This is a genomic window from Acidiferrobacter sp., from assembly GCF_054609335.1.
Genome location: NZ_JBTRWP010000025.1, coordinates 23101 through 41352, shown reverse-complemented (window position 1 = coordinate 41352; position 18252 = coordinate 23101). Strand labels below are relative to the sequence as shown.

The window sequence follows — 18252 nt, the reverse complement described above, 5'->3', positions numbered from 1 at the left end:
GCCGCGACTATGACGACCGCCGAGATCGCCACAGTGATTGGGCGTGGCGAGGCCGGCTGCCTCATGCATGGGCCGACGTTCATGGCCAACCCGCTGGCGTGCGCGGCTGCGGTGGCCAGCATCGATCTGCTGATTGCGAGCGATTGGCAGGCCCGGGTCGGGCGGATCGCCGACCAGTTGGCGCGCGAGCTCGACGCCTGTCGCGGACTGGCCGCGGTCGGTGATGTCCGGGTGCTGGGTGCGATCGGGGTCGTGGAGACCCGCGAAGCCCTCGATCTGGCCGCGCTTACGGCACGGTTCGTGGACGCCGGCGTGTGGTTGCGTCCTTTTGGCCGGCTGGTCTATCTGATGCCTCCCTATGTCATAAGTCCGGAGGATCTGTCGACCTTGACCGCGACTATCGCGGCCGTGCTGTCGGATATCTGATAGAGGGCGAAAAGCTGCATTCGTCGAGGCTAAGCATTCGGCCGCAATGCGCGGGATGCGGGGTTTTCTGGACAGCGGTTTCTTGATGGTGGGCCACGGTTGCTGAACGGTCCGCATGCGGGCCTGTGCGCAATGCCGTGGGGAGATTCAGTCATGGGTGGTCAAGAGCGGGGAGGTGCGATGCGGGGGGTGTTTATCACAGGGAGCGACACGGGCGTCGGCAAGACCGTTGTCGGTGCCGCGCTGGCTTGGCGATTGTCCCTCGAGGGTCTCGCCGTGCGGCCACGCAAGCCCGTGGAATCGGGCTGCACCGCGGAATCGGGCGGCGTCCCTTCCGGCGACCGCGAGGCTTATTATACGGCGATCGGGGGCCGGGAGGCGCTTGCGCGTATCGGGCCTTACCGGTTTCGCGCACCGCTCTCGCCCGAGCGCGCGGCAGCCTTGGAGGGGCGGACTCTGCGCCTGGACGACTTGATCGAGGCGTGTCGTGCAGAGGTCTGCCCTGGGGATTTTCTGTTGGTGGAGGGCGCTGGCGGATTCTATTCGCCGCTCACGGCCGATGCCCTGAATGCCGACCTAGCCGTGGCCCTCGGCCTGCCGGTGCTGATCGTAAGCGCCGACCGGCTCGGCGCCATCCACCAGGCCCTGCTGACCGTCGAGGCTGTCGCGCGTCGCGGGCTGGTCCTGGCCGGGGTCGTGTTGAACCAGACAACGCCGGGTGGCGACCCACAAATGGATAACGGTGCCGATCTTGCCCGTTGGCTTCGGATTGATCCGGTCGTCATCCCCTATCACGATACCGAAGGCGACACTGGAGTCTGGCGTGCAGTCGCCCCTTCCTTGACGGCGATTATCGCCGCACTCGCCCAGGGTACCCACGAATGACCCCGGTTCAGCTTGATGGTGCGCCAGGGCTCAGGCGCCGGATCAAACGTGTCCACGTTGCGGGCGGTGGAACGTCTCGACCCTTGCCGAAGGGCGCTGTTCCTGCGAACCCATGTCGCCTACGAAACCCAACGATATTCGATGGGGGCGCTGGTTACCATAGGAGCGGCACGAGCCGGTGGGAGGCGCGTCCCCGGTATTCGTTGTACCCATCGGGACACATACCTTGCCCAGCGCGACACCGGTCGAGCGGGAGCCGGTACTGGCGGGGGGCGGGCGCGACTGTACAGCTTGGGTGTGCGTCGTGGTGACAGCCACCGTTCATGAGTTGACGACCATAATTATTGTAACTACACTAATTGCTCATGGAGATCGATTTCGATCCTGACAAGCGCGACAAGACCATGATTGAGCGGGGCCTGGATTTTGCCTGTGCCGACGAGGTGTTCGCGGGGCGGCACTTCACAGCCGAAGATACCCGCGAGGACTACAGCGAGCCGCGCTACATCACGGTCGGAAAGCTGGATGGCCGGATGGTGGTCATGGTCTGGACGCCCCGCGGCGAAGCGCGCCGCATCATCAGCATGAGGAAAGCCAATGAGCGCGAACAAACACGGTACGCCCACCGAGTGGATTGATCCGGACGATGCGCCGGAACTGAGTGACGAGTTCTTCGAACAGGCAGACGAGTATGTCGGCGGCAAGCTGGTGCGCCGAGGCCGTCCGAAGGCCGAAGCGCCCAAGCTAGCATTAACGGTACGGTATGACGCTGATGTGATAGAAGCCTTCAAGGCCACTGGCAAAGGCTGGCAGACGCGCATGAATGCCGCCCTGAAGGACTGGCTCAAGACCCACTCCCCGGCCTGAGCTGGGACTTCCAGAGTACCGATGAATGAACCCGGTTCAGCTTGATGGTGCGCCGCGGCCCGGGTGCCGGGTCGTGGAATCGGAGATCGCGCGCGCCGCCGGAATCCTGGATCGCGGCGGTCTGGTCGCGTTTCCGACCGAGACGGTCTACGGTCTGGCGGCAGACGCGCATAACGCCCTGGCGGTGGCGCGCGTGTTTGCAGCCAAGGGGCGTCCGGCCGACCATCCTCTGATCGTCCATATCAGCGATGCCGATCAGATGCGCCACTACGCGCGTGACATCCCGCCTGTCGCTTGGCGGCTTGCCGAACACTTCTGGCCGGGACCCCTGACGCTGATTATGCGTCGTGCCCCAGGTCTCTCCGATAGCGTCACGGGGGGCCAAGACACGGTCGGTCTGCGCGTCCCGGCGCACCCGATGGCGCTTGCCCTGCTCAGGGTCTTCGGGCGCGGACTCGCCGCCCCCTCGGCCAATCCCTTTGGCGGCGTGAGCCCGACCACCGCCGCGCATGTCGCTTATGGCCTCGGGGGCGCGGTGGATATGATCCTCGATGGCGGCGCTTGTGCAGTCGGCCTCGAGTCCACCATTCTCGATCTCAGCGGACCCGTGCCGTACCTCCTGCGTCCGGGGGCGGTGGCGCCACGGGCGCTGGCCGCGGTCATCGGCCGGACACCGATATTATTAGCGATCGGCGGTCCACGCGCCCCCGGACGTCTCCCTTCCCATTACGCGCCCGCGACGCCCTTACGGCTCATCACCGACCCGGATCGCGAGTGGCGCCATGCGCCCCGGCCCCTGGCGGTGATGGCCCTCCATCCTCCGGCCCGGAGACCTGTGCGGTGCCGCTGGCTGGTGATGCCGCGGGCGGCCGACGCCTATGGTCGCGCGTTGTATGCGCGCCTGCGCGCGATCGATCGCTGGGCTTGCCGCGTGGTTCTGGTCGAGCGGCCGCCCGCCACCGAGGCATGGGACGCGGTCCGTGACCGCCTGGAGCGCGCCGCCAGGGGCGATTCCACCCGCGAGACTCGGGCGCGCCAGGGGTCCGGCGTGGCGCGCGGCCCGAGGGGTCACGGTTTTCATGGTCGCCCTATCCGATCGCCCAAAGAATAGTTGCGGGCTGCACCGGCGATGGCGGGGCTCGGCGCGATGGCCGCCAGGGGGCCTGATTGCGCCTGTGCTTGTGGGCCCTATCCGGCGGGCACCCCGGATCTTCGCTACCATGGGGCGGCCGGACCTCAAACAAGGCGCGCCCGGACCGGTCGCTTGTCTCCAGGGCGTCCCTCCTGGGCTGAGACATCGACGTGGCGGTCCTGGTTGTGCAATCCTCTGGGGGAACCGGTATCGTGCGCATGTCGCGTGGCAATAAGGAAGGCGGCGCCACGATCCTTGGATGATCGGGTCCGCCGCGAAGGAGATTGAGGCGCGCGGCACATACTGGACGTGGACCGTGCGGATGCGTGGTCTCGACCGCCGACCGCACGGTGAAGGGTCGGCTGAGACTGACACACTTGTCCGTGACATGGAATGGTCTGCATCACCCGACCCGTCGCCGACATCACGGATAAGCTTCCTGAGGAATCCATGAGAACTGAAAGTTCCAAGACCCGTTCGCGCCCCAAGAGGCGCGCGCCACCGAAGATATCCCACACCCACAAACCCGCCGACCTTACCCCCGCTGACTGGCAGCGCGCTTTGCGCCGGCAATTCGGGCGCGAGCAGGCGTTTCGCTGGGAAAATCTCGGGGATGAGCCGATATTCTCCGACTACCAGGTGACCAATCCGGCGAGTCGATCCCGCTATCGGGTAGCGATTCGAGGATTGGATGTGGACGACAACCGTTGCTCCTGCCCGGACTTCGCGACCAACGAGTTGGGCACCTGCAAGCATATCGAGTTCGTGCTCGCTAGGCTCCTGAAAAAGCGGGGCGCCAAGGCTGTCTTCGCGCGCGGCTATCGGCCGGCATTTTCGGAGCTAGTTTTGCATAATGGCGATCATCGGTGGGTCCGTTTTCGCCCCGGTACCGACTGCCCGACGGCTTTGCACAAGGAGGCTCGCCGATTTTTCGAGGAAACGCATGGGGACTTGCGCCCCGACCGTGTCGGCGAACTGGAGTCATTTATCGCCGCTGCGGCCAAGGTGGGGCATGAGCTGCAGGTCCCGGAGGAGGTTCGGGATTTTGTCGCCGGACTGCGCGATGCCGCGCGCAGGGCCCAGATTCTCGACCACCTATTCCCACGTGGCGCCGCCGATTGGGGTCGCGCGCGGCTCATGAAGCTTGCGCTTTACCCTTATCAGGTCGAGGGCGCTTTGTTCGCGGTGCGCGCGGGGCGCGCCCTGATAGGCGACGAGATGGGGCTTGGCAAGACCGCGCAGGCGATCGCCGCCGCCGAGATCCTGGCGCGGCACTTCGGGGTCTCGCGTGTGTTGGTGATCTGCCCTACGTCGCTCAAGTATCAATGGCAGGGCGAGATGCTGCGTTTCGCCGGCCGCAAGGCGTGCGTGATAGCGGGAGGCCGCGCGCAGCGGCAGAAGGATTATGCGCAGGACGACTTCTGCAAGATCACCAATTATGAAAAGCTCAACCCCGACCTCGAGCTTATCGCCGACTGGGCGCCGGAACTCGTTATCGTCGACGAGGCGCAGCGCATCAAGAACTGGAACACGATCGCGGCACGCGCCTTGAAGCGTATCGACAGTCCCTATGCCATCGTGCTCACCGGGACGCCACTCGAGAATAAGCTTGAGGAATTGATTTCGATCGTTCAGTTTGTGGATCAGCACAGGCTCGGGCCCACCTGGAGGCTATTACATGAGCACCAGGTGCGCGACGAGGTGGGACGGGTAACCGGCTATACCGGCCTTGAAAGAATTGGCCAGACGCTTGCGCCCATCATGATCCGGCGGCGCAAGGCCGAGGTCCTGCGCCAGCTTCCGGGCCGTACCGATAGCACTGTCCTCGTCCCCATGACGGAGGCGCAGCTGCGTTATCACGAGGAAAACGCGGACATCGTCGCGCGTATCGTTCAGCGCTGGCGTAAGACGCGCTTTCTGTCGGACAAGGACCAGAGACGTCTTACCTGCGCCCTGCAGAATATGCGCATGGCCTGTAACAGCACCTATCTCCTTGATCAGGAGAGCGATCATGGCGTAAAGGCCGACGAATTAGTAGCGCTGATAGACGACCTTGCGGCGCAAAAGGGCAAGGCCGTGGTCTTCTCCCAGTGGACGCGCAGTCATGACATCGTCATTCGCAGACTCAAGGCCCGCGGTGTGGGGTATGTGAGCTTTCACGGTGGGGTCCCCTCGGAGAAACGTCCCGCGCTCGTCCGCAGGTTCCGCGAGGATCCGGACTGCCGGGTTTTTCTGTCCACGGATGCTGGCAGCACGGGTCTCAACCTGCAACACGCCAGCACCTTGATCAACATGGATCTGCCCTGGAATCCCGCGATCCTCGAGCAGCGCATCGCACGCATACACCGTATGGGGCAAAAGCACCCGGTGCGTGTCGTGAATTACGTGGCCAAGGGGACCATAGAAGAGGGCATGCTCTCGGTGCTTGCGTTCAAACGCTCGTTGTCCGCCGGCGTACTGGACGGGGGAACGGGCGAGGTGTCGCTCGGCGGCTCGCGCCTCAACCGCTTCATGAAAGATGTCGAGAATGTCACCGGGCGTATGGGTGAGGCGGAGCAGGTGACGCCCGCCGAGGAGCACGCTTTCGAGAAGACGGAGCCGGAGGTGGGCGTGGGATCGGAGGCAGTCCATTCCAAAGATGGCGCCGACCGTCCGCAGGCGACGCGGGGCGGGGAGGCCAAGTCCAGTCGAGCCCCATCGGGTGTGGCGCGCGATCCCTGGACCGCGCTTATCGGTTTGGGGCGCGAATTTGTAACGGCTATGGCGGCCGCTCGCGATGACGGTCCGGCCCACCCGTGGGTCGAGCGCGACGTGGTTACGGGTCAGTCCTCGCTCAAGATACCGCTTCCGTCGCCCGAGACGACTCGTGAACTCGCCGCCGCACTTTCGCGATTGGCGGAAATGCTGAGTCCCCGCGAGACGTCCTGATGATTCATGTTGGCGATTTTCGGACGACGCGCCGAGCCTCTCAGCTTAGAAGGCGGTCTTCAGGCCCATGTAGAAGCCGTGCGGGAGCAAGCTCAATATGAAGGGGCTATGGCGTTCGTGGGCGTAGTAGCCGCTTAGCGCACCGATTGCCGCACCGGCTGCCACATCGGTTTCCCAATGTCCGTGGGCCTTGACCCGCGCCACCATGTCGAAGGCCGGGACCAAGGCGAGCGCCCAGATCGCGGGATCGCGTCGTTTGTAGGTGAGGATAAGCGGCGTGACCAGCGCTGTGATCGACGAGACGTCGCCGCTCGGGAAGCTTTGCGAGTGGAGGCCCTGAAACCAGAGGTTTGGATTGTTCGGGCTCTGCGAGGGGCGGTTGCGCTGGAAGGTGAATTTCAGGATCTGCGTGGAGACGCCGGCGAGCGCCGCGGCGTCAAGGCTTTGCCAGAGCGTGTGCCCCAGGCGCGTCTGACCGCCTTCCCAGATCGCGCCGCCGAGGGTCACCATGATGAGCTCGAACGGAAAATTTGGGGTTTTGGCGATCGCGTAGACGCCGTGATTGTCTTGCGCAACGGGGTGATCGAGATTGTGCAGGCCCGCATAATCCAGAAGGCCGAGACCCACACCCATCAAGGTTGTGTCGCCCAGGGCGCCGAGTGCCGAGGATGGGTGCGTGAAGTCCCGGGCGATGCTTTGGTTGGCGGAGGGTGCGGTTTTGGCCTGGGCAGGCGCGAAGGGCGCCGTCGCAAGATTCAACACGAGCACCCATGCGGCGAAGTAGCGAATGGTTTTCACAGGCATCCCTTCCCATTTCGTTCTGTCGAAGCAATGTCTTCCTTGACCGGAACCATAAAGCCTGCGGCCTCGACATGCAATCTGTCGCCGCGCACCGGGCCGACATTTCGGTCTTGCCACCCGCGTCGCGAGACCCCGTCGGGGGCCGGATGCGGTCCCGGGCCTGTGATCTTGCGCTTCCTGCGCACCTTGGGGCCCGGGGCCTGCGCGAACTGCGGGCCTGGCCTTTCGGCTGGGGCGTGGTATGGTCGACGGGCGACTCGCGGCCGTTTGGGTCCGGCCGTGGTTGATGCGTGGGGGACACGAAGGCGCGCCGTATGCCACAATATTGCCGATCCGTGGGTCCACAGTTCGTGGCGGACCGTCACGCTGGCCGGATTCGATTGGTGGGGGGGCTATGTCGGCGCTTGTGGGTATCATCATGGGATCGCGTTCCGATTGGGACACGATGCAGCATGCCGCGCAGATACTGACCGATCTGGGCGTGGCCCATGAGGTCCAGGTCGTCTCGGCGCACCGTACGCCCGACCTGCTCTTTCATTACGCCACGGAGGCCGCGGGGCGCGGACTCCAGGCCATCATCGCCGGGGCGGGTGGGGCCGCTCATCTCCCGGGCATGGTGGCGGCCAAGACCACCCTTCCGGTGCTGGGCGTGCCCGTACAGTCCCGGGCCTTGCAGGGGCTGGACTCGCTCTTGTCCATCGTGCAGATGCCGGCCGGCGTTCCGGTCGCGACCTTCGCCATAGGCAAGGCCGGGGCGGTCAATGCGGCCTTGTTCGCGGCGGCGCTTTTGGCCGCGCATGACACAACGATCCATGAGGCCCTTGCAGATTTCCGCGCGCGCCAGACCGAGACGGTGCTTGGGCACCCGGACCCGCGCGTCCCATGATTGTCGGTGTTATGGGCGGCGGGCAGCTTGCCAAGATGCTGGCCCTGGCCGGCCAGCCGCTCGGCATCCAATGCCTGTTTCTGGATCCAGCCGCTGATGCCTGCGCGCGTAGCGCGGGGGAACTCCTTCGCGGGGATTATGGTGACGAGGAGTTGCTCGATCAGCTGGCGCGCCGCGTCTCGGTTGTAACTTACGAGTTCGAGAATGTGCCGGAGGCGAGCCTGCGCCGTTTGGCGTCACGGGTCGCCGTGCACCCCGGCCCCAAAGCCTTGGCCGCAGCCCGCGACCGTTGGCACGAGAAGCGGCTCTTCGCCGATCTCGGCATTCCGACGCCGCCGTTTGTCGCAGTCGACACACGCGCCGACCTCGAGCGGGGACTTATGGCCGTGGGCAGGCCCGCGGTCCTGAAGACGCGGACCATGGGCTATGACGGCAAGGGGCAGCGGGTTTTACGCGATGCGGCGGATGCGGAGAGTGCGTTTGCGGCGCTCTGCGGGTCGCCCCTCATCCTTGAGGGTTTCGTGGCTTTTGATCGCGAGGTGTCCTTGATCGCCGTGCGGGACCGTTTAGGTGACGCGCGCTTCTATCCTTTGACGGAAAACGTCCACAGAAACGGCGTGCTGGTGCAATCCGTGGCGCAGCCCGGCGACCCGATGACGGCCCAGGCCTGGGACTATGCGCGGCGCCTTCTCGAGCATCTCGATTATGTGGGGGTCCTGGCTGTCGAGTTTTTTCAGAAGGGTCGTGATCTGATCGCCAACGAGATGGCCCCGCGGGTCCACAACTCCGGCCATTGGACGATCGAGGGCGCCGAGACGAGCCAGTTCGAAAACCATTTGCGCGCCGTTACGGGCCTGCCGCTTGGCGCCACGCGCCCTCTGGCGGCGGCGGGCATGGTCAATTTCGTGGGGTGCCTGCCCGAGGCCGCGGCGGTTCTCGCGGTGCCAGGGGCGCACCTGCATGTCTACGGCAAGGCGCCGCGCCCTGGCCGCAAGGTGGGGCATGCCACCGTGCGCGCGCCGGGGGAGGCCGAGTTGCGGGAGTCGTTGGCGCGGCTTGCTGCCCTCGGGGCCCTGGCCTAACCCAGGATCCGGTCCTTTTCACGCCATTCCATGTATTCGGGCGCCTCCAGGTCCTGTTGCCGCATCAGAAGATCCATCTGGCCCAGATGGTAGGCGTGGTGGCCCATCACCGACCACAAGAAGCCCATGCCAGTGTAGCGGCGCCCGGCGAACACGAGCGGCTTGCCGAGGTCCTTTTCGCGCAAGGCCGCGAGCCGACCCATGTTTTCTTGGTGCCGTTTTTCGTAGATCGCTATAAAACTCGGGACTGTCTTCACGGCCTCAATCGCGGGGTCTTTCTCCGCCATGGGCATACTGCCATTGTCGGGGACCTGCGGTAAGCGACTGATCCAGTGCGATTCGGCGGTCGCCAAGTGACGGGCCAGTGCCGCGATGGTGATTTTGTTAATGCGTGTGCCGAGATAGAGGGCCTCCGAGTCCCGCGGGATACCACGCCACTGCGACTCATCGATCAGTTGCAAATAATCGAAGGCGTGCAACACTTCTTGGTCGAAAAGCGACCGGAATCGTTCGAGTTCAGTCATGCGGCCTCCGTCTGCTGGGGTGGCATCTTCCTAGGTATACGCCTGAGGATAGTCCCGACATGGACCCGGGGCGACGGGCGATAGTCTCTTGTCCGGCGCGGGCCGCCATTAAAGGCGCCTTAGGCGTCTGTACTTCGCGTCGCGAGTTTGTGGCGCCCCAGGCGCCGATAAAGCGTGCGTTCGCTGACGCCCAGGGCATCGGCCATCGCCCGGCGGTTGCCGCCATAGCGTTCGGCGAGCGCCGCGAGCTGTTGGTGGTCGCCGTGGTTTCGGTCGGCCGCGGCAGCCGGCATCGTCGGCACGGCCTCTTGTTCGAGACCGAGATCTTCGGGCTCTATCGTTTGGCCGTGACAGAGTGCCACCGCGCGTTGCAGGATATTGCGCAATTCACGCACATTGCCCGGAAAGTCATGGCGCATGATGCGCGCCCAGGCCTGTTCACTTAGCCGGGCGTGGCGCCCGTTGGCGGCGTTGATGCGGGTTAGCAAGGCCTCGACCAAGAGCGGAATGTCGGCGCGCCGTTCACGCAGCGACGGCAGGCTGATGGTCACGCAGGCGATGCGGTAGTACAGGTCCTCGCGGAAGCGACCGGTGGCGACCGCGTTCTTCATGTCCCGGTTGGTCGCAGCCACGAGGCGAATGTCGGCATGCAGGATCTCGCGTCCTCCGACCCGGCGGAAAGTCCCCGTCTCCAGCGCTCGCAGGAGTTTGGCCTGCATGGCAAGCGGGATCTCGCCGACCTCGTCTAGGAAAAGAGTGCCGTCGCGCGCACCCTCGAACAGTCCGATTTTGCGGCCGACGCAGCCCGTGAAGGCGCCGACTTCATGGCCGAACATCTCGCTCTCGAAGAGACCCTCGGGAAGCGTCGTGCAGTCGACCGCCACAAACGGACCACTGCGGCGCGGGCCGCGGTCATGGAGATAGCGGGCCGCGAGTTCCTTGCCGACCCCGCTTTCGCCCGAGAGAAGGACCGGCGCTGGGCTTGCGGCCGCACGACTCAATTGATCGATCGCGTGCAGTAAGGGGCGCGACCTTCCGACCATGCGCATCTCTTCGCAGTCTAGTTCGCCGGGCGGCGCAAGCCGCTGGATCGATTCCCCGAGACAGGTCTCACCGTTGGGAAGCTTTACCGGGTACCCCTTGATTCCGACGTATTCGGGCCGGCCCTTCGCGTCGAAATGCGTGTGTACGACTCGTTGAATCTCGCCGCGCGCGAAGACCTGCTGATGCGGGCAATCCTCGCCATGCAGATGGCAAGGCGAGTCGCGGTGATGGGAGACCTCGTAACAATGGCGGCCGATCAGCTGTTCGCTTTTCAGTCCATAGGTGTTCCGGTAGGCGCGATTGGCCGCGACGATGCGATAGCTGCGGTCAATGAGCACTGCCGGGTGCTCATGCATGTCGATCAGCGATTGCACCGACTCATGCGTGGGGGGTAGGGAGCTCTCTGACATGGTGTCATGACACCACTGCCAGGGCTGTCATGTCAACCCGACCCACAAGACCTCGTCAGGCCCCACATATTGGGTTTTTGCGCCCTTCGGGCCCCAAGGGGTTCGTGGCACGGCAATTGCTCTCTGTGCGATGTCTCAATTGTCGCGCGACTTTCAGGAAGCGCGCAGTCTTTCGGGAGTCCCATGTCTGATCGCTTATGCATCATAGTTACCTCCGGTACCCGCGAGAAATTGCAAATGGCGGCCATGACTGCGGCCGTCGCCGCCGCCGGCGGCAGTGACGTGGGCCTGTTCGTGTCCATGAACGCGCTCGCGTTTTTTCGGCGCGAAGGTGCCCCCGAGGCGCCCGCCGAGGGCGAGGTGGGCCGCTTGCTCAAGGCGCGCCATGCGCCACGTTTCCAGGACCTGTTTGCGCAGGCCGTAGATCTCGGGTCCGTGAAGATCTACCCGTGCTCCATGGCCATGGACATCCTTTCCCTGGGGCCGGGCGATCTCCTGCCGTATCTCGATAAACCGACGGGGCTCACGAAGTTCCTGGCGGAACTGGAAGGCAGCCATGTCCTTACCTTTTGAGCGAATAGGGGAAATATGAGCGAAGCGAAGATTGTCGATGCCCGCGGGAGCTTCTGTCCAGGGCCCCTTATGGAGTTGATCGCCGCGATGAAGGCGGCGGGCGTCGGAGAGGAGCTCGAGGTGTTGTCGACGGATCGTGGCTCGGCCGAGGACATTCCGGAGTGGATCAAGAAGGTCGGACACACTTTGATATCAAGCTCGGAGGAGGCAGGCGTCTTCCGTCTGCGTGTTCGCAAGGCCAAGTGATTGGTGTTTCGGGAGCTGGAGGAGATCAAATCTCATGAAAAGAATACTCATAATCGGTGGTGGGACGGGCGGCACGATCCTGGCCAACAATCTGGCGCGCAGACTCCGTCGCGAGATGGACGCGTCGCACGTCTCTGTGACCGTCCTCTCCGCCAGCCCGCGCCATATGTATCAGCCGGGCCTCCTTTATGTCGCGTTTGGCAAGATGGCCGCGTCGGATCTTTATGTCGACCAGGAGACGCTCCTGGACCCGTCCATCCACTTCCATGTGGATCCGGTTGAAACCTTCGACTTGGACCACAACGAGGTGAAGGCCAAGAGCGGCAAGACGTATGGTTACGACTATCTCGCTATATGCACGGGGTCGCGGCCGACCCTGAATGCCGTCCCGGGCCTCATGGAGAGCGCGCACCATGTGTATACGGAGGAGGCGGCGCTCAAGACTGCCGAGGCCTTGCGGACCTTCGAGGGGGGGCGGATCGCGATCGTGACCGGTGTGCCCCACAAGTGCCCCATGGTGCCGCTCGAACTCACCTTTATGATGTATGACTATTTCAAGGATCGCGATCTGCTCGACAAGGTCAGCTTCAAGTACACCTATCCGATAGGACGCATCCATTCGCTCGAGAATGTCGCCAAATGGGCAGCGCCCGAGTTCGATCGTATGGGGGTGACCTACGAGACCTTGTTCAACGCCAAGGAGGTCGACGGTGCCCAGAGACGGGTCCATAGCGAGGAGGGGAGCGTCGTGGAATACGACCTGCTGATCGCGGTGCCGCCTCACAAGGGCATGGAAGTCGTAGAGCAGAACAAGCTCGGGGCGTCGGGCTGGATCCCCACCAACCGCGCCACACTCGCCATGGAGGGGCGCGACAACGTCTTCGTTCTCGGCGACACCACGAATCTGCCGATCAGCAAAGCCGGGTCCACCGCGCATTACGAGGCCGAGGTCTTGGGGGAGAACCTCGCGCAGCTTGCAACCGGGGGCGGACCGATGCGCTCCTATGAAGGAAAGGTCTTTTGCTTCATCGAGGCCGGCAAGGACCGCGCAACCTATGCGTCCTTTGATTACAAGAACCCGCCCAAGCCCCAGCCTCCGACGCGCGCCATCCATTGGTTCAAGCTTGCCTACAATCGCTTGTACTGGAATAGCGTACGCGGCCTTCTGTAAGGAGCGATCACCATGTCGACCGATAAGATGAACGCCGCAAGTGCCGCCGAGGTCTTGAGCGAGGCCGCTTTCGAAACCCTGACCGACGAGATGATCGGGCGACTGGCCCAAGCGGCAAGCCAGGGGCTGGATCTGCTTGACGATGTGCAGCGTCACAGGATCGCAGAGATCCTCCCGGTCTTGGGCCAACTGGCCGCCTCGGGAGACTTGGCGCGTCTTGCGCATCTCGCGCGACTCCTAGGTGCCGCGGAGGACGCCCTAACCGACGATCTCGTGGTCCGCCTCGCGGGCCTTGCCAGTCGGACTATGACGCTCATGGATCGCCTAGGACGGTTGGATGACGGCTACTATGCCCGCATGTGGGGACACATCGAGGAGCGCCTCACCCCGGCACTCCTTGATCGTGGTTTGCAGGCACTCCCCGTTGTATTGGACCTTCTCGAGCGTGCGTCGGAGGGTGGGGCGCTTGCGAATTTCGTCGATGCTGCCACCAAGCTCCCCCAAGATCTCGCCACCGTACCCCGGCCTTCGGGTGGCATCGCTGGGCTTTGGACGCTTATGAAGGACGCCGAGAATCAGAGGGTGTTACAGGCCTTGTTGCTGTATGCGCGTCGGGCTTTGAAGATCGGGGGCACGTCTTGAGGCCGGCCGGATAGACAATGAAGCGGCCATACATTCGAAAGGCCAGGGCATGGCCTGGGACCGGGCAGATGTAATAGTAGATCCCGGGGCGTCCGGCGATGAAGCGGACGGTCTGTTCGGCATAGCGCGCCGTCTGTAGGCGAGCGCGCGATCGGGGCGGCAGGGGCGGGATATCGGCCAGGACGTGAGGCAGGTGTCGCCTGAGTCGTGCGGGATAGGGGGGCTTGGCCGACGTAATGACAAGGCCGTGAGCCATCCCGGGACCGTAGTCCATGTTCATGACCTCGAGCGTCACTTGGGCGCCCTGCGATACGCAGAGGGTGGGGTTGGTGAGACCTCCGGTCTCGAAGCTCATGTCTGGATGGCGCGGGGCATGGGCGACGAGCGCGATGGCGACCCGTTTGCCCCGGAATATAAGCGTCCGGCCCCCATGATGGACGCCCGCGAGCTCGGAGTTACGCAATACCATCCGTCCCCGCCTCCAGGAGAGGCGCGAGCCCGCGACGGGCGCAGGGCCGCTGGTCGCCATCATCATGGGTGTCGCAGTGTTGGTGGCGCTCATGGCGGCGTGAACCCCTGTCACGGGGAAGGCGAGTATGGCGAGTATGGCGAGCAGGGCTTGGGTGTGCGAACGCGGGTTCATGGGAGACGTGGCGAATTATGGAGCGTCATCATAGCAACCCTCTTCGTGCCGGTCAATACGAGGCTAGGCCATAGTTTGCCAAGATCTGCGGCGGTTGCGCGTCGAGACCCAAAGCCCGGCGTTGCAGCGTGGCCTCGGTCGGTGGCGGGAGCGGGGCCTTGGCAACCAGCGTCTCGGCATCCTCTTCGCCCCCAAGCCGCCGACAGGCGGTGGTGAGAGAGTCTTTGGACAACCTTGTCCACAAGGAGCCCGCGGAAGAGGCGCGGCCCCCTACCATATAGACGCGCGGCAGTCCGCGCGCCGCGAGCGCCTTGAGTAAGTCTTTGCGCATCATTTGCGCATCCGGGTCCACCTTGCTCGTTTCTATGCCCGCCCCATGGGCTGCGCGAGCCTGGGCCGCGTCCAGGCGCGGACTGATCGCCATGATCGCGCCCGGGTGCGCGTCCTTAGCCGTCGCGCGCCATCGACTGGGACCAGAGGTTTGGCCCGGCAGAGGCCTTTCACGCCCAGAACACACGCGCCGGATCATTATTGAGTTCGGCTACGGCCTCGGTAAGGCTAGCTTGCGCGCTCTGGATCACCCAGGCCTCGGTTGCGTGATCGCGTCGGTAGAGGTGCCAGATGTTATGTTCGCTACGATAACGTAGCCACGCGATGTCTATCACGCCGCCGGTGCCGTCGATTCGACGTGAGCAGCAGGGGCTGCGCACGATGTAGCCGTCAGGGCCCGGAAGGACGACAGGCTGGGTATAGCGGTACCGGCGCCGATTCTTGAGAAGCCGTAGAATACGGCGCCTATCCACGTCATTCGGGTGGACAGGGCGCGTCGGCGGGCTTGGGGCCGACGTTTCGTGGGAGTGGCGGACGTCGTTCACGAGTCTATAAGCCAGCGGGCGGTTGCCGCTGTCCTTTCGATCTCCGTCGCGTACTCGAGGCGAAGCGCGGCCGCATTCATGGTCTACTCGAGGCGGGAGGCTTGCGCGGCCCATTGTAAACGGCCCGCGACTATGGCCCGAACGTCGGCGACGGGATCCTCCGCCAGGATCGTGAGCCAGGATGCATCTATGCGTCGTGCCAGGACGCGCCGGACATGGTGGTCTGTGTCGCTGAGCATGAGCGGCAGCATGTAGGCCGTGACCCGCGATGCCACGATGCGACGAATGGCGACCTCCGGGTCGTCCATCATAATAATGAGATCATGGCCCAGGAGCTTGCGCGCCACGGCGGCCCGGACGCCGGGGTCGCTATCCTCGCGCAGCGGCGCGATGTGTTCTCGCGCCGCGCGTTTGATCGCTTGGCGCCGTACATGACGATCCGGATCGTGGAGAAGCTCGGGTGCGAAATAGGGGTGGGCGCGGGCGGCCGCGGCGCGTCGCACCGTTTGTGGCCATTCGGCCGTGGCGCAACGCGTGCCGAGCAGCGGGTTGTATCGGAAAAAGCGGTGGACACCCCAGGGGTTCTGCGCGAAGAGGCAGGCGGATCCAGGTCGGCATTGTGGTGGCCAAGGCCAGCCGCGGGCGCGGCATGCCGAGCAGGCGTCCTCACCCTCCGTTACCGTGCTTTGCTCTCTATCGATCGTCATTGGCCCTCTCCACGACCGGTCATCCTCTGGGGAAGAGAAATTAAGCGTAGCCGGCGTGCGTGTTGCCACCGACAGGGGTCTACGCAGCAAATAGCGTACCAGGCAAGCAATCCAGGGCGGTCGTGCTAGGCGCGGGTGTGCCACGTGCGCGGGAAGTTTTCGACACGGGGGGGTTGGTGGTTACCTTACAGGCGTCGCAGCGGGATGGCGTATTTCTTCAGGGCGTAGCCCACCTGGCGCGGCGTGAGATTGAGGAGGCGCGCGGCCTTCGCCTGGACCCACCCGCATTGTTCGAGCGCCCAAACGAGGCGATCGCGCTCCGAGGCCGGCGATTGTGTGGGCCCGCCGTTTGCGCTCGCAAGTCCCGGCCGTCCATCCGTGCGCGTTAGGGGGTAGGCGGCGCCGCGGGTAGCCGAGCCCTCCTGTAGGGCACCCGAAAAACACTTTCCTTGCTGACAAGAAAGATCCGGCAGTTCGATGACGTCGCTCTGTGCCATGGTCGCAGAACGTTCCACGCAGTTCTCGAGTTCGCGCACATTGCCGGTCCAGTTGCACTTAAGGAGCGTACGCATCGCCTCGGGCGCCATGCGCACTTGTCGGCCGTTTTCCGTGTTGAATTTGTCGAGGCAATGTTCGACCAGGAAGGGGATGTCCTCATGGCGCTCACGCAAGGGCGGCAGAAAGATCGCCACAACGTTGATGCGATAATACAGGTCTTCGCGGAACGAGCCGTCGGTAACCGCCGCCTCCAGATCACGATTGGTGGCGCAGATCAGACGCACATCGACCCGGATCGACTTGTTGCCGCCGACCCGCTCGAACTCGCGCTCCTGGAGCACCCGCAGGAGCTTGGTCTGAAAGGCCGGTGAAATCTCACCGATCTCATCCAGAAAGAGTGTGCCGCCGTGGGCGGACTCAAAACGTCCTTTGCGTTCCTGCGAGGCACCGGTAAAAGCGCCCTTTTCGTGACCGAACAGTTCGGACTCGAGTAAGGTTTCAGTAAGTGCTGCGCAGTTGACGCGGATGAAGGGCTTATCCTTGCGTGGGCTCAGGTAATGAATGGCGCGCGCGATCATCTCCTTGCCGGTCCCTGACTCGCCGCGCAGCAACACGCTTGCGCGCCCGGGCGCGACTTTGTGGACCTCCGCAAACACCTCCTGCATGCGTTTGCCATAGCCTATGACGTTGTCGATGCTGTAGCGGCCCTTCAAGGCGGTCTCAAGCTGCTGCTTCTCGGACAGGAGTTCGGCCTTTTCGGCGGCGATGAGCCGGTATTGCCGGACTGCGTGGCCGATCAGAATGGCGATCATTTTGAGGAATCGCACGTCCTGCTCAAAGCGTGGGGATCTTTGCGCGGCATCGGTCTCGCGGTCTACGCTCAAGACGCCTATGGTGTCGCGGCCTGCTTTGATCGGGACGCAGATGAAGGCGATCGCGTGTCCTTTTCCCAGGTCGCGCGATCGTGTGCGGTTCAAAAAAAGCGGCTCGTCCGCGACATTCGGTATGACGATGGGTAGGCCGGTTTTGAGGGTTCGGCCGATGATGCCCTCGCCTTTCAGATAGCGTCCGCGTTCCTTTTCCTGGCAATTCAAGCCATGTGCGCTGACGGTCTGCAAGGCCCCATCGTCCTGTACGAGCGCCACCATGCCGCGCTGCATATGGAGATAAGACGCGAGAATCTCGAGCGTCGCGCGCAGGGTCTTGGTGAGATCGGCGCAGGCGTTCAGTGCCTTACCGATCTCATACATGGCAAGCACTTGCGCCGTCGCGTTACCTTCTGGCCGCTTGGTCATGACACCATCCCCATCGCGTGTCGAGTGCCCTTAAATAGTGATTCTACCGCTATCCAAGGCAATTTATGTACCGTCACGAGGGCTGCCCGCCATTCGCGTTGTTATGGGGGGTATTGAGTCCACTCGTGAAGGGCCAACGCGGTTTGCGAGGCGGGACCAGCACGCCAAGTGCCCCAGCGCTTCGAATCGGGCCTTGTCGTTTTTCAGACAAATAGCGCCACTTTGTCGAGATATTGTCGGCTTTACGACATAGGCCGTGGACTCCTATGACTTGTTGAGGCGGCACAAGACTTGCTCGGACGGGGTCGCGGGGTGAGCGGGGGCACGTGGTGGCAAGGGGCGCACCCATCGTCGCCGCTCCGCGCACCCCGCACCGCGCCCGAGCCAGACCCCTGCATCGAAGCCGAAAGGTCCCTCAAAAGGTCTATCGCTCAGACGCCTGCTGTGATCGAGCGCCCGCCAGGCGATCGGAGCCCCCCGCTCGGGGCGCGCGCGACTCAGGGTTTGGGAGGCTCCGTGTTTACGCCACGCGTCTGCCGAGCCTTCTTGTGGGCACCCGGGCCGGGCGCGGCCGGTTTTGCGCGCGCCCCCCTTCGATGGGCGGTACGTCCGGTTTG

At 63.9% G+C, this 18252-nt stretch carries 20 protein-coding genes; 12 read left to right on the top strand and 8 right to left on the bottom strand.

Annotation, left to right across the window (positions count from 1 at the left end; all coding sequences use genetic code 11):
* The 6 genes from ACYCTF_RS08430 to ACYCTF_RS08405 all read left to right on the top strand — a co-directional run.
* A partial coding sequence (locus tag ACYCTF_RS08430; RefSeq protein WP_461283518.1) for an aminotransferase class III-fold pyridoxal phosphate-dependent enzyme occupies positions 1 to 426 on the top strand: 426 nt, incomplete at its 5' end.
* A gap of 180 nt (positions 427 to 606) precedes the next feature.
* Entirely contained in the window at positions 607 to 1311 is a 705-nt protein-coding gene (gene bioD, locus ACYCTF_RS08425; RefSeq protein WP_461283517.1) for a dethiobiotin synthase, read from the top strand.
* Positions 1312 to 1676: 365 nt separating this feature from the next.
* Complete coding sequence (locus tag ACYCTF_RS08420) at positions 1677 to 1949, top strand: BrnT family toxin (protein ID WP_461283516.1); 273 nt, start codon at positions 1677 to 1679, stop codon at positions 1947 to 1949.
* Positions 1909 to 2178: a BrnA antitoxin family protein gene (locus ACYCTF_RS08415; RefSeq protein WP_461283515.1), complete on the top strand. Its 270-nt coding sequence runs from the start codon at positions 1909 to 1911 to the stop codon at positions 2176 to 2178. Before ACYCTF_RS08420 ends, ACYCTF_RS08415 begins: the two co-directional genes overlap by 41 nt.
* A 25-nt stretch (positions 2179 to 2203) precedes the next feature.
* A complete protein-coding gene (locus ACYCTF_RS08410; RefSeq protein ID WP_461283514.1) occupies positions 2204 to 3289 on the top strand; it encodes an L-threonylcarbamoyladenylate synthase in 1086 nt (361 codons plus the stop codon).
* 471 nt (positions 3290 to 3760) lie between these two features.
* A complete protein-coding gene (locus ACYCTF_RS08405) occupies positions 3761 to 6238 on the top strand; it encodes a DEAD/DEAH box helicase (protein WP_461283513.1) in 2478 nt (825 codons plus the stop codon).
* Between the two features lie 45 nt (positions 6239 to 6283).
* Here the strand turns inward: ACYCTF_RS08405 and ACYCTF_RS08400 are convergent, their stop codons facing one another.
* Positions 6284 to 7036 carry a phosphatase PAP2 family protein gene (locus ACYCTF_RS08400; RefSeq protein WP_461283512.1) on the bottom strand — a complete coding sequence of 251 codons (753 nt, stop codon included), beginning with the start codon at positions 7034 to 7036 and terminating at the stop codon, positions 6284 to 6286.
* A gap of 397 nt (positions 7037 to 7433) precedes the next feature.
* Here ACYCTF_RS08400 and purE point away from each other — a divergent pair, with 397 nt between their 5' ends.
* Both purE and ACYCTF_RS08390 read left to right on the top strand, forming a co-directional pair.
* A complete protein-coding gene (gene purE, locus ACYCTF_RS08395) occupies positions 7434 to 7925 on the top strand; it encodes a 5-(carboxyamino)imidazole ribonucleotide mutase (protein WP_461283511.1) in 492 nt (163 codons plus the stop codon).
* Complete coding sequence (locus ACYCTF_RS08390) at positions 7922 to 9007, top strand: 5-(carboxyamino)imidazole ribonucleotide synthase (protein WP_461283510.1); 1086 nt, start codon at positions 7922 to 7924, stop codon at positions 9005 to 9007. The genes purE and ACYCTF_RS08390 overlap by 4 nt, the downstream gene beginning before the upstream one ends.
* Here ACYCTF_RS08390 and ACYCTF_RS08385 read toward each other — a convergent pair.
* Together ACYCTF_RS08385 and ACYCTF_RS08380 are read right to left on the bottom strand one after the other, a co-directional pair.
* Positions 9004 to 9531, bottom strand: a complete 528-nt coding sequence (locus tag ACYCTF_RS08385; protein WP_461283509.1) for a DinB family protein — start codon at positions 9529 to 9531, stop codon at positions 9004 to 9006. The two genes, ACYCTF_RS08390 and ACYCTF_RS08385, sit on opposite strands and share 4 nt — an antisense overlap.
* 119 nt (positions 9532 to 9650) lie before the next feature.
* The gene (locus ACYCTF_RS08380) at positions 9651 to 10949 is read right to left on the bottom strand and encodes a sigma-54 interaction domain-containing protein (protein ID WP_461283508.1); all 1299 of its coding nucleotides are present in this window, start codon (positions 10947 to 10949) and stop codon (positions 9651 to 9653) included.
* Between the two features lie 219 nt (positions 10950 to 11168).
* Between ACYCTF_RS08380 and ACYCTF_RS08375 the strand changes: the two genes are divergently transcribed.
* Genes ACYCTF_RS08375 through ACYCTF_RS08360 form a run of 4 tightly spaced genes read left to right on the top strand, consistent with a single transcriptional unit; the run spans position 11169 to position 13617 of the window.
* Entirely contained in the window at positions 11169 to 11558 is a 390-nt protein-coding gene (locus ACYCTF_RS08375; RefSeq protein WP_461283507.1) for a DsrE/DsrF/DrsH-like family protein, read from the top strand.
* A 15-nt stretch (positions 11559 to 11573) separates the two neighbouring features.
* A complete protein-coding gene (locus tag ACYCTF_RS08370; protein WP_461283506.1) occupies positions 11574 to 11804 on the top strand; it encodes a sulfurtransferase TusA family protein in 231 nt (76 codons plus the stop codon).
* 34 nt (positions 11805 to 11838) lie between these two features.
* Positions 11839 to 12975: an NAD(P)/FAD-dependent oxidoreductase gene (locus tag ACYCTF_RS08365; protein ID WP_461283505.1), complete on the top strand. Its 1137-nt coding sequence runs from the start codon at positions 11839 to 11841 to the stop codon at positions 12973 to 12975.
* 12 nt (positions 12976 to 12987) lie between these two features.
* The gene (locus tag ACYCTF_RS08360; protein ID WP_461284779.1) at positions 12988 to 13617 is read left to right on the top strand and encodes a hypothetical protein; all 630 of its coding nucleotides are present in this window, start codon (positions 12988 to 12990) and stop codon (positions 13615 to 13617) included.
* Here ACYCTF_RS08360 and ACYCTF_RS08355 read toward each other — a convergent pair.
* The 5 genes from ACYCTF_RS08355 to nifA all read right to left on the bottom strand — a co-directional run bounded on the left by ACYCTF_RS08355 (position 13532) and on the right by nifA (position 17635).
* The gene (locus tag ACYCTF_RS08355) at positions 13532 to 14260 is read right to left on the bottom strand and encodes a cupredoxin domain-containing protein (RefSeq protein ID WP_461283503.1); all 729 of its coding nucleotides are present in this window, start codon (positions 14258 to 14260) and stop codon (positions 13532 to 13534) included. The genes ACYCTF_RS08360 and ACYCTF_RS08355 overlap by 86 nt on opposite strands.
* A gap of 52 nt (positions 14261 to 14312) precedes the next feature.
* Entirely contained in the window at positions 14313 to 14684 is a 372-nt protein-coding gene (locus tag ACYCTF_RS08350) for a hypothetical protein (protein ID WP_461283502.1), read from the bottom strand.
* Between the two features lie 76 nt (positions 14685 to 14760).
* Complete coding sequence (locus ACYCTF_RS08345) at positions 14761 to 15135, bottom strand: DUF3024 domain-containing protein (RefSeq protein WP_461283501.1); 375 nt, start codon at positions 15133 to 15135, stop codon at positions 14761 to 14763.
* An 83-nt stretch (positions 15136 to 15218) separates the two neighbouring features.
* Positions 15219 to 15842: a 4Fe4S-binding leucine-rich repeat protein gene (locus ACYCTF_RS08340; RefSeq protein ID WP_461283500.1), complete on the bottom strand. Its 624-nt coding sequence runs from the start codon at positions 15840 to 15842 to the stop codon at positions 15219 to 15221.
* A gap of 185 nt (positions 15843 to 16027) precedes the next feature.
* Positions 16028 to 17635: a nif-specific transcriptional activator NifA gene (gene nifA, locus ACYCTF_RS08335; protein WP_461283499.1), complete on the bottom strand. Its 1608-nt coding sequence runs from the start codon at positions 17633 to 17635 to the stop codon at positions 16028 to 16030.
* Positions 17636 to 18252: the final 617 nt, after the last annotated feature.